The organism is Asticcacaulis endophyticus, from assembly GCF_014652575.1.
Taxonomy (GTDB): domain Bacteria; phylum Pseudomonadota; class Alphaproteobacteria; order Caulobacterales; family Caulobacteraceae; genus Asticcacaulis; species Asticcacaulis endophyticus.
The window spans coordinates 399,521-410,905 of record NZ_BMZB01000003.1; the positions used below are offsets into that span (position 1 = coordinate 399,521).

Genomic DNA, 11,385 nt, shown 5'->3' on the forward strand with positions numbered 1-11,385 from the left:
CCCAGTGACCAGAGGATACTTTCTGGGGAAGGCTAGTTAAGTCTCCAGCGCAGACCAACGGCGAACTGACGGCTCCAAAGGCCACTGACGTGATTATGGGTGTCAGGGCCGCCTGAGCTACCAAACGCATAGTAGTTCTGACCGATTTCGTTGGTCAGGTTAATAGCATCGAACGAGATCGACAGTTTATCGGTCACATCGTAATTGACCTGAAGGTCGAGGCTCTTTTCAGGGCGGTTCCATACACCAAGCGGATTAGCAAAAAGCCGCGCTTCGTTGAAGGCCAGGAAGTCATCGCGCCAGACATATGACAGACGACCGCCGATCGGGCCTTTTTCGTATGCCGCCGTCACATTATAGGAGAACTCCGACACCCCGAAGAAGGATGACTGATCTTCACCAATTTTTACAGGCGCCGCACCTGATGTGTCATAAAGCGGAATATTCTGCGATGAGTCCAGCCATGTGGCGCTGGCTTGAACGCCCAAACCGTCCAGCAAACCCGGAAGATCAGGGAAGTAAGTCAGGCCCAGTTCCATGCCTTCAAGCACACCGTTGGACGCATTGTCAGGGCGGCTGATAAGGAAGGTGGTCGTATCTTCGGAAAGGCCAGTCTCATCTTCTGGAATAGTGACCAGCAGAGGTGAGGTAATGACCAGCCCCTCGATTTCGCGCTTGAAAAATGTCAGGTGCACAACGCTGTCCGGTGCGAAGTACCATTCCACGGCCAGATCCTGGTTCTTCGACTCGGTCGGCGCAAGCTCAGGATTCCCCCGTGAACCCGACCCGCGACCGATATTCGAAAGGTCACCGGTCAAGGTATAGTTCGGGTTCAGGGCGCCAAAGTCCGGACGACGCAGGGTCTCACCATAGTTATAGCGCAGACGCACACTATCGGTCAGGTCATAACGCAGCGTAAAGCTGGGTAGCAAACGCCGAACCGAAGCGGAATCCGATGACACCCGGCCCGTTCCCCTATCAACAAAGGTCATGTCCGTATCGACCTTGACATAGCGCAGACCGGCATTGACAAGAAGCGTGCGTCCGAAGATTTGGGGTTCGATATCGGCCATGATATAGGCCGATTGCGTCACTTCCTGAACGTCGAAATCTTCGGTCAGGTTGATACCTGAACTGGTGACGATTTGGCCTGTTCTCACTTGCCCACTGTCACGGTAAGTCGCTCTGATTGTATCGGCATTGGCATATAGATAACGCCCGTCCGGCAAGACCCAAGATTGAGGAACATCAGCTTCGCCATCAAAGAAACCGCTGTTCTGGAATAAGGATTCCGCTGGCAGCGTACTGAGCGAGCGATTCAACCGGCCTGCATCCTGCCCCCAGAATGAATGAGTGGCACCACGGTCATCATAGCGAATACCAAAGCTGACATTCCTTAGCACAGTGTCATCCGGCTTCCAGTCGGCGTCCAAAGACACCGTTAAGGCATCGCCCTCATCGCGGTTGATATTGTCATAAAGCTCAGCCACCGACCAACGCGTCGGGTCAGTCAAGGCATTTGGGTCTGTAAAGATGTAAGCAGGTAAACCATCCTTGGCATTAAAATCGATCACCACATCATGGCCGGCCTGATCGGTGCGCATTGCAAAAAAGTCTGACTGGAAATCACTCTTCTGCCAGGATAGGTCACCGACTACGGTCAGGTTGTGCGGCAGATTCCACTTACCATTCAGAGCATAGACATGCGTATCGGTCTTTTGCTTAGTGTAGTCTGATGAGTTGAAGCCATAGACGTCATTGACGGTGCGCGATTTGATGATGTTTGTACCGGGGAACAACTCAAAGGTCGACGCCGGATTGGCGCCAACAGATCCCCACCAGTCAACGAACGTAAACAGCATCGAATTGAAGATTTCGTTGCGATAACCTTCGTAGAAATATTCAAAGGTATATTCAGACCAGTCGTTGGGACGCCATTGTAAAGCGGCATTTACGGCAGGGCGCTCACGGTCACCGTAAAGATCGGTCGCAATCATGGCATCGCGCGCCAGATAGTAAGGTGTCGCTACCCCGTCAACCAAAAGGGTAGAACCCGGCGCATAAGGCAGCCCGTTTTCGAGACCTGTTGGCCAGGGCGAACGAGGATTATCTGGGAATAGACGCTCAAGCGGCACAAAACCCGCAGGAGGATTTTCGGTCAGGAACGGCACCATCGCCCCGACATTCAGATCCTGGTTGCGGTATTTCGTGCGCGAGTATGATACGTTCAGCAGAGCACCGACTTCGCCCGCACCCGTATCCCAGCGATTAGAAATCAGGGCGCTCATGTTCGGGTTATATTCGCCCGCCTGCTCATGATAGACGCCGCGCGCCGCTGCCGAGATCTGAAGGCCCTTGAAGTTGAACGGGCGGTGCGTGGATACATCGATCTGACCGGCGATGCCGGTTTCGATCTGATCAGAGGTGCGGGTCTTGAACACATCAATCCGGTTGATCAGGTTGGCCGGAATGTCCTGCAAAGCCAACTGACGGCCTGTGCCGGTGAACACGAAACGACCATTCCAGGTGGTCGTGATATCTGGCATACCGCGGATCGAAATACCCGACACTTCGCCACCGGCACGGTTGGTGACCTGAACGCCCGGCACACGTTGCAGCGCTTCGACCACGTTGTTGTCAGGCAGCTTACCGATGTCTTCAGCGATGACTGAATCGACGATCTGGACTGAGCGGCGCTTGACTGCGACCGCCTTAGCCATACTGGCGCGCACGCCGGTGACGACCACTTCGGTGACATCCTCAGTAGCTTCGGGAGCGGTGGTTGTGTCCTGCGCAAACGCCTGACCGGCAATGACGCCCGCCACCAGCGCGACCATGCCGACGCCGGAGCGCAGATATGCCTTTTTCAGGCCTTTGACGCTGTTGTTCATTTGATGTGTTCCCTGGTTTATAGCGTTTCCGGTTCACCGGACTCACGCCTTTATTTGTCAGGGTAGAATTGTCTGACATAAAACCAGAGTCAAGAACAATATTCAGACATAATGTTCGCTTTCTGAGGGTAGAGACTACAGTGTATCTATCTCGCAACGGATATTGACATAGTTATTTTTTACACATGAAATCATACTTTATACTTTTTATTCAAGAAATACCGCGACGCAGCAACTTGTCAGTTAAAATTACAAATAAAAAAAGCTGCCGCAACATTTCATAATGAATCGACAGTCTATTTGTCAGACCAAAAATCGTGGTTGGTCAGGTCTATTGCTGAGTTTCAATAGCAAAGACATTCCATGACTGCGGCTTAAGCTGTGCTGTGAGCCGGCTACCCTTTACAGTCGCCGAGCCATTGGGTACCGGTTTAATGACTTCATTATCTTTGGTATTTACGATTTTCAGATCCGCATGATGCAATTCGGTGGCGGCAACCAGAGCCAGCCCCGCGCCCATACCGCGCAGATCGATGTCTAACTCCATCGCGTCTTCGGTCGACCGGTTGAGCGCATAGATGGCCACATGGCCGGTTTGCGGGTCACGCACCGCCGCGGTCAACAGATGCGGAATATCGCCTTGGGACTTGGTCTCAAACGTGGTGGTGTCGACCTTCAGGCGCAGCACCTCACCATGGCCCAGCCGTGTGCAGTCAGCTATCGGGTGAAAAATGGTCTGACGCCAGGCCGGACCGCCGGTTTCGGTCATGATCGGGCCAATGACATTGACTAACTGCGCCAGACACCCGGCCTTAAGGCGGTCGGCGTGGTTTATCATGACAATCAGCGCACCACCAACCACCAGCGCGTCCTCAAAATTATAGATTTCTTCGAGCAACGGCGGCGCCTTGGGCCAGCCCGGCTTTTTCAGATCATCCGGCGTATGGGCCTTATACCAGACATTCCATTCATCGAGCGACAGCATGATGCGCTTGGTGGATCGGCGACTAGCGGCGACCGCATCAGCAATGGCGGCCACTTCGGTGATGAAATAATCGAGCGCCTCGATCTCGGCAAAGAACTCTTTGATGTCATTGCCATCATTGCGCATGTAATGATGCAGGGAAATATAATCGACCTGATCAAAGCAGGTATCGAGCACTTCATATTCCCACTTGCCGTAGGTCGGCATCAGGCGCTGGGATGAGCCACAGGCGGTCAGTTCAATCGACGGATCAACCCACTTCATGACCTTGCCCGTTTCCTGCGCGATACGGCCATATTCGTGGGCGGTCTTGGCGCAGGTCTGCCACGGCCCGTCCATTTCGTTGCCGAGGCACCAGAACTTGATGTTGTGCGGCTCCGTGAAGCCATGAGAAATGCGCAAATCAGAATAGTAGGTGCCGCCGGGATGGTTGCAGTATTCCAGAAAATGACGCGCCTCATCCGGCCCGCGCGTCCCCAGATTTACGGCAAACATCGGCTGGACTCCGGCTTCCTTGCACCAGACCATAAATTCGTTGGTGCCAAATTCGTTGGTTTCCGTTGAATGCCATGCCAGATCGAGCTTGATCGGACGGTTTTCCTTTGGACCCACCCCGTCTTCCCAGTCATAGCCGCTCAGGAAATTGCCACCGGGATAGCGCACGATAGTCGGCCCCAATTCGCGGGTCAGGGCCATGACATCCTGACGAAAGCCGTTGGCATCGGCGGTCGGATGACCGGGTTCATAGATGCCGCCATAGACACACCTACCCATATGCTCAACGAAGGTGCCAAACAGGCGGCGATCCAACTTGGATATGACGAAATCAGCATCAGCGATGACGGTGGCTTTGAGGGTCATGACGGTCTCTCACAGAAGATGGAACAGCAGATCATTGGTACGAGTTTCGGCGTCAGTCAGCGCCTGTTCGATCGGTTTATGGCCGGCAATGGCCGAAAACAGCTCATCGCCGATGATGTCCTGAATGGCGAACTGGCGCTGAACCTCGGACGGCAAAGTCCTGCCAATCTCCGACAGGGCGACAATATCGCGCCGGTGCGGCAGGCTCAGATATTGCGGCGATTGCGCCACGGCCTGAACGGTCGGCAGGTGGCCGGTGCGCGACCAGTCATAATTATGGTCATAAAGGAATTTCAGGAAGCGCCGAACGGCTTCGTTCTGAGTCGGCGTGCGCTCGCGGTTCGAGACCACCCAGGCATGGCCATCGACATAGGCAGCCTGCTCCGGCCCAAACAGCATGGGATACGGTTTTACGGTATAGGATTTATAGAGCGGCTGCCCCGGCGTGTTGGCCTCGGCTTCATAGGCGCCAATCATCCATGTACCGACGAGGTAAACCCCGCCCTGCCCGTTCATGAACCCTTGGGTCGCCGACGAATAATCCTGATCCTTTGTGGTTAGGCTTTCATCATAGATTTGCTTGAACAAGGCGACGATGCGACGGGCTTCGGGGGTGTTGAGGCGGATATGTTTCGGGTCTTCGAAAAACGCCGCCTTTTGGTTCATCAGATAGGTATAGAGGTTGCGGGTATAGGCCGCGCGCTCATTGATCATCGACTGAACGAAATAGGGTTTTCCGGTCGCGGCCTTGAACTGGCGCGCCTGAGCCAGCAGGTCTTCGGGCGTGCGTGGCAGGATGGGTTCACCGTCTCTCATCAATCCGGCTTTGGCGAACAAACCCGTGTTGATGTGCCACAACGGCGTCCAATTATCGAACGGCAGGCCGTAAAGCTCATTTTTGATGGTTACCCCCTGACGGGCTGCGGGGGTAAAAGCCTTGGCCGTAACTCCGACCTGCGCCAGTTCGGCGGTCAACGGCACGATCAGACCGCGTGACTGATAATCGGGCATAGATGACATGTGAATCGACACCACATCCGGCGGATTACCGGCGGCATATTGCGCCGATAACTGATCATAACCCGGCCAGGCAACGATGTTTACGGTCAGGTCTATGTCGGGATTTTCACGCTCGAATTGGTCGATCAGGCCGGTCAGGATTTCGCATTCGCCATCAGGGTTACGCAGAGGCGCCTGATCGCGCGGCACATTGGCACGGCATTCTCCAAAGATGCGCTGCACCGTAACATGGGTGCGCTCGTCTTTGGGAGAGCAAGCCGAAATCGCCAACGCCATTATTAAAAGAGACACGAGTGTCTTCATCGTACCGCTGCCCCGGCGACGGCGCGCACAATATATTTCTGGAAGATGATATAGACGATCAGGATCGGCAGAGACGCAAACACCGCCTGCGTCATCAGGTAGCCCAGCCCCGACGTCTGGGCGAAGTTGATCTGGGATGAAGCAATTCCGACGGTCAGCGTAAACATATCCGCCCGCGTTGCCGAAATCAGTGGCCACCAGTAATCATTCCATGACGCCAGAAATGTGAAAATCCCAAGCGTCGCCTGCGCCGGCAGGGTCAGCGGCAACAGCACCTTCCAGAAAATTTTGAACCGTGAGGCGCTATCCAGCATAGCCGCTTCATCCAGTTCTTTCGGGATCGCCTTGAAATACTGGGTCATCAGGAATACGCCGAACGGTGCGGCCAATCCCGGCAGGATCAGCCCCGGATAGGTGTTGTGCAGGTGCAAATCAGCAAACATCTGATGGCGGGTAATGATCACAGCCTGCTCAGGGATCGCGAGGCCAAACAGGACAATCAGGAATAGCTGATTGCGAAACGGAAACTCCAGCCGCGCAAATCCGTATCCAGCCAGCGATGACAGGATCAGCACCCCAAGCGTTTGCAGGGTCGACACAAAGGCCGAATTCAGCAGCCAGCGAAACACGCCGGAATTGGCCATGATCGCGGCATAGTTTTCACCCGTATAGGGCGGATTGAACGCATTGGCGGTCGAGCGCAGCAACTCACCATTGGATTTCAGCGACAGCATCACCGTCCAGATCAGGGGGCTGACCATGATCAGACCCAGTACGATCAGGGAAATCAAAACACCAACTTCACGCCATTTCTGGTTGCGCGAATGGCTCATGCGTCACCTGTGCGTTTTCTCGTCAGTAAATACTGCCCCAGTGTCACCAGCAGGATGATCGCGAACAGGATCTGCGACGCCGCCGCGGCATAGCCGATATCCCAGCGCCGGAACCCGACCTCAAAAATAAATAGGACGATTGGCCGCGATGCACCGTTCGGTCCGCCCTGTGTGATCAGTTGTGGCTGGCCAAATAACTGAAACTGCAGCACACACTGCATGATCACCACCAGCACGACCGTGCGGCTGATACTGGGTAAGGTGATGCGGGTGAGCGTCGTCCACCACCGGCTGTTGTCGAGGGCGGCGGCTTCATAAATATCCTGCGGCACCTGCTGAAGGGCCGACAGGTACAACATCATCGGCAGGCCCAGACACCACCACACCGTAATGATCGCCATAGACCCCATAACAATGCCGGGATCGGAAAAAAACGGGATCGGCGGCAAACCAAAAACCGCCAGTATGTTGGCGACAAAACCCCCATCAGGTATCAGCACCATCCGCCAGATCAGGGTGACGATGGTGACCGACAAAACGGATGATGAGAAAAACACGCCCCTGAAAAAGGCGGCGACGCGAGTAGAGCGATTAAGCAGCAGCGCCAGTATCAGCGGAATGATTGCCAGTGGCGGCACGCACAACAGAACAAACAAAAACGTATTGCCTACTGCCTGCAAGAATACAGGATCGGACAGCAGCCGCCCATAATTTTCCAGCCCCACAAACGTGGCCCCGCCGAACAGGTCAGCCTTAAACAGGCTCAGCCCCATGCCGGACATCAGCGGCCAGACCAAAAGCCACGCGAACACAAACATATACGGCGCCACAAACAGAAAATTGCCGAGTTGAGTTTTGGCCTTGGCGGACAGCATCACGCCGTCTCCGCATGATAACCGCGCCCGTCAGCGTCAAACAGGTGCGCTGCCTGCGCGTCGATGGACAGATGCACCTCGTCACCCATATTCAGGCGACTCAGACCGACATCTTCGGCGGTGATCGCTGTGCCGTCACTGAGGCGCGCATAAATCAGAGTGCGCTCCCCTAACCGCTCAACAAACTCGACCTTGGCCGAAACACCGGTGTCATTGACGCGCACGTGCTCAGGCCGCAGCCCCAGTTCCCATGATCTACTTTCCGGTAAATTGGTAATAGCCGTCGCAAAGACGGTGCCATCACTAAGGGTCGCCACGGCCTTAGCGCCTGATACTGTAACCGGCAGAAAATTCATCGGCGGCGAACCCACAAAAGACGCCACGAACCTGTTGGCCGGACGGCCATAGATTTCCATTGGCGTGCCGACCTGCTGGATTTTTCGGCCATGTATCACAACAATTCGGTCGGCCAGAGTCATGGCCTCCACCTGATCATGGGTGACCAGTATCATGGTCGCTTTTAACCGCCGCCGAAGCTGCGCCAGTTCCAACCGCGTGCGCATCCGTAACGCGGCATCAAGGTTTGACAATGGCTCATCAAACAGGAAAATGTCTGGCTTTTTAACGATCGCCCGGCCAATGGCGACGCGTTGTTTCTGTCCGCCGGACAGTTGCCCCGGCTTTTTATCCAGAAAGGCTTCGATCTCCAGAATGCGCGCCGCCTCACCTATACGGGCGTCGATTTCAGTCTTACTGGTTTTGATATTCTTTAGCCCGAACGCCATATTTTCGCGGATGGTCATATGCGGATAGAGGGCATAGTGCTGAAACACCATGGCCACCCCGCGCTCCCCCGGCGCCAGTTCATCGATACGCTGCCCACCGATATGAATCTGGCCGCTATCGACGGTTTCAAGGCCCGCGATCATGCGCAACAGCGTCGTTTTCCCGCAGCCCGACGGGCCCAGAAAGGCAATAAATTCATTGGATTCCGCTGTCAGCGAAATATCGTCCAGCACCGTAGTCGGCCCATAGGCCTTGGTGACATTACGGATGTCGAGTGCGCTCACGACGCTTAGACCTTTGCTCCCTGGTCCATCCCTTTCAAGCCTCTAACTCCAAGGGCTTTTTTATGTAAAGAGATGAATATCTTGTCCCTGTGAGTTGTCGCTGCTTATACGCGGCATTAAAACTCAGACAATATAGCTAGCATCATGGGTTAACTTCAGCAAGCCACTTATTTCGGCTGTTATAGGGGCCGAACATTCCAATGACCCCTAAATATTCCACCTTGCGCCCATTCCGGACATTGGGTCCAACCGCTTGCGAGCGCCCCATAAGCGGACATTTCCAAACCGCACGCTTATTCTTAGCCGTCGCCGTTGGTTCCAATCCGTGGTACACTGGTGGTGTGCAAAAGCGAGTTGCGGTGGGGGGGCCGGCGGAGAATCCGCCATGTCCGAAGATCAACTTCCTACCCGCACCCCGCCATGGAACAGGGCTTACTGATTGGGCAGAAAAAGCCACTCCAGCCTAAGCACGTGTGGTCAATTCGCGTAAGGCTAGAATTGAGCCAGTCACCGCGAGACCTCGCCCTATTCAATCTAGCAATTGATAGTAAACTAAGGGCCTGTGACCTTGTGCGCCGCGCGTAAATGATCTCTGCCAGGCTGGGAAAGTCCGTGACCGGGCGACCATCATTCAACAGAAGACCGGTAAGCCTGTAAAATTCGAAATCACTGAACACACCCGGTTGTCGGTTGAAAGACTGCTCGCGCAATTACCTGCTGGCGGCTCAGGACACCTCTTCCCCGGCCGATCAAAACACCGGCCTCATATTTCCACAAGACAGTATTCTCGGATCGTCCACACCTGGGTCGAAAGTATCGGACTGGAGACGACGATGTACGGCACCCACACGATGCGGCGAACGAAGGCACCCTAACTGTATCGCAGACAGGAAACTTACGAGCAGTGCAACTCCTCCTCGGACATACAAAGCTCGAAAGCACGGTGCGATATCTGGGCATCGAAGTTGATGACGCTCTGGAAATGGCAGAGCAGATTGGCTTGTAACCGCCAACAGGGATGTCCGGCAAGCCAAGGCTGTCGAACATCCCTGGATATTCGCCCAGCTCGCAAAATCCCATTACCGGCTATTGCGTGAGGCGCGACAGAATATTGAAGATGGCGTCGTCGCTAGCGACGCTAACAGCGAATAATTAGACCTAGCTGATTATTGTGAAACCGGCAAAACTTCGCGGTTGAAGGTTACGGTGCTCAACTTGGTATCCAGGGCTGCCACGACGCTGGCTGTGATGTCATTGGTAAGGTTGCCGCCCAGCACGCTGTTGCGATCTACCAGAAGACCGCAACCCTTGGCCTTATAAACCGACGCAATAACCGGCTGTGCCTCTGTACTGATCTTATCAAGCACCTTCTGACGCGTAGCCTCTATTTCACGACCGCGATGCTCGGCCTGAAGCTGAACCGTCTGAAGTTTTTGCCCCAGCGCCTTTTGACGGGTGCTGAGTTGCTCAGTCGAAAGCTTTGCCTGCTCTTTGCGCAGAGCTTCGGCCTCTGTTTCGACAGGTTTTCTTAAGTTCACGATTTCGGTCTGCGCTTCGGTGGTCAATTGCTGCAACCGGGCGGTAGCGGCAACGCCGGCCTTGGAATTGACCAGGACGGCTTCACGCGACATCAGGCAAACCCCGGCAATTACCGGCCCGCCCAGCCCTGTCTGTGGCGCGGCGGGCGTTTGAGCTTGAACCGGCAGAACGGTCAGAGCGGCCAGAAACGAGGATAAAATCAGGCTGTGTGTACGGAAGATCATTACATTTTTCCTAAAAATTAAGCGGCTTTGTCTTGTGAATCTGGCGAATTCGAGCGTCGCGACTGACGCTTTACAAGGTTCTGAAATCGTTCAAGCGAGGCCAGATGAAAATGAACAATTCCTAACCAGCCTTTGCGATGCCATTCGGTGATGATGCTTTCATCTAGGGCAGAGAACCGCTCAGGATCAATAATCAGAAAGCCATTGACGCCCAATTTTTCGCCATCGGGCAGCACGATATCGGCGCGGCGCTCGATCAGGAGGTCCTGCGCTTTCAGGGCCTCGCTAAAAGCTTCAGTCATTAGGGCATCAGCGTGAAACTGCTCACAAAACGCCAGAACCTGTTTGGTGTAGGCCGACGGTTCATCGCCTTCAAACAGGGCTATGCCTTCGTCAGCACTATCGGTCACGCGTGGACTGGCGACGTCGAGAACCATGGCAAAACCCTTGTCTTCCTCAAGCCGCAGGGTGCTAAACGGATACCGACGGGCATAGGCCGGAATATAGGCGTCTTCATCCCAGGCCCCGTCGCTTACGAACAGGTTCTGGTTTTGCAACCCCATAAGGGCGACCGGTGCCATGGTTTGTGCGGCAAACAACACCGGATAATCGCGGGCCGCAAAGGCAAACTCACTCAGCATCAGCGGAATACAGGCGGTATCGGCGGCAAAGCCATAGTCGCCGTCCTTAATCCGCAAGGCGCCGTGGATGCCTGATGCAAGCGGTTGAGGCTTTTGGTAAAACAGCGGAAGGCCGGAAGGGTTGGTAACGGTGTCAGACATAA

The 11,385-nt window shown here is 54.7% G+C and carries 8 protein-coding genes; all 8 read right to left on the reverse strand.

What is annotated here, in order from left to right:
- Positions 1 to 32 precede the first annotated feature (32 nt).
- The 8 genes from IE102_RS12980 to IE102_RS13015 all read right to left on the reverse strand — a co-directional run bounded on the left by IE102_RS12980 (position 33) and on the right by IE102_RS13015 (position 11,383).
- Positions 33 to 2,891, reverse strand: coding sequence for a TonB-dependent receptor (locus IE102_RS12980; protein WP_229807746.1), 2,859 nt, complete (start codon positions 2,889 to 2,891; stop codon positions 33 to 35).
- 331 nt (positions 2,892 to 3,222) lie between these two features.
- The gene (gene arfA / locus IE102_RS12985) at positions 3,223 to 4,737 is read right to left on the reverse strand and encodes an arabinosylfuranosidase ArfA (protein WP_189487328.1); all 1,515 of its coding nucleotides are present in this window, start codon (positions 4,735 to 4,737) and stop codon (positions 3,223 to 3,225) included.
- A gap of 9 nt (positions 4,738 to 4,746) precedes the next feature.
- Positions 4,747 to 6,048, reverse strand: a complete 1,302-nt coding sequence (locus tag IE102_RS12990; protein ID WP_229807747.1) for an ABC transporter substrate-binding protein — start codon at positions 6,046 to 6,048, stop codon at positions 4,747 to 4,749.
- Between the two features lie 8 nt (positions 6,049 to 6,056).
- Positions 6,057 to 6,893 carry a carbohydrate ABC transporter permease gene (locus IE102_RS12995; RefSeq protein ID WP_189487332.1) on the reverse strand — a complete coding sequence of 279 codons (837 nt, stop codon included), beginning with the start codon at positions 6,891 to 6,893 and terminating at the stop codon, positions 6,057 to 6,059.
- The gene (locus tag IE102_RS13000; RefSeq protein WP_189487429.1) at positions 6,890 to 7,768 is read right to left on the reverse strand and encodes a carbohydrate ABC transporter permease; all 879 of its coding nucleotides are present in this window, start codon (positions 7,766 to 7,768) and stop codon (positions 6,890 to 6,892) included. The genes IE102_RS12995 and IE102_RS13000 overlap by 4 nt, the downstream gene beginning before the upstream one ends.
- Entirely contained in the window at positions 7,768 to 8,838 is a 1,071-nt protein-coding gene (locus IE102_RS13005) for an ABC transporter ATP-binding protein (RefSeq protein WP_189487334.1), read from the reverse strand. Before IE102_RS13005 ends, IE102_RS13000 begins: the two co-directional genes overlap by 1 nt.
- 1,166 nt (positions 8,839 to 10,004) lie before the next feature.
- Positions 10,005 to 10,601: an OmpH/Skp family outer membrane protein gene (locus tag IE102_RS13010; RefSeq protein ID WP_189487336.1), complete on the reverse strand. Its 597-nt coding sequence runs from the start codon at positions 10,599 to 10,601 to the stop codon at positions 10,005 to 10,007.
- A gap of 17 nt (positions 10,602 to 10,618) precedes the next feature.
- Positions 10,619 to 11,383 (reverse strand): SapC family protein, encoded by a 765-nt coding sequence (locus IE102_RS13015; RefSeq protein WP_189487339.1) that lies wholly within the window; start codon positions 11,381 to 11,383, stop codon positions 10,619 to 10,621.
- Positions 11,384 to 11,385: the final 2 nt, after the last annotated feature.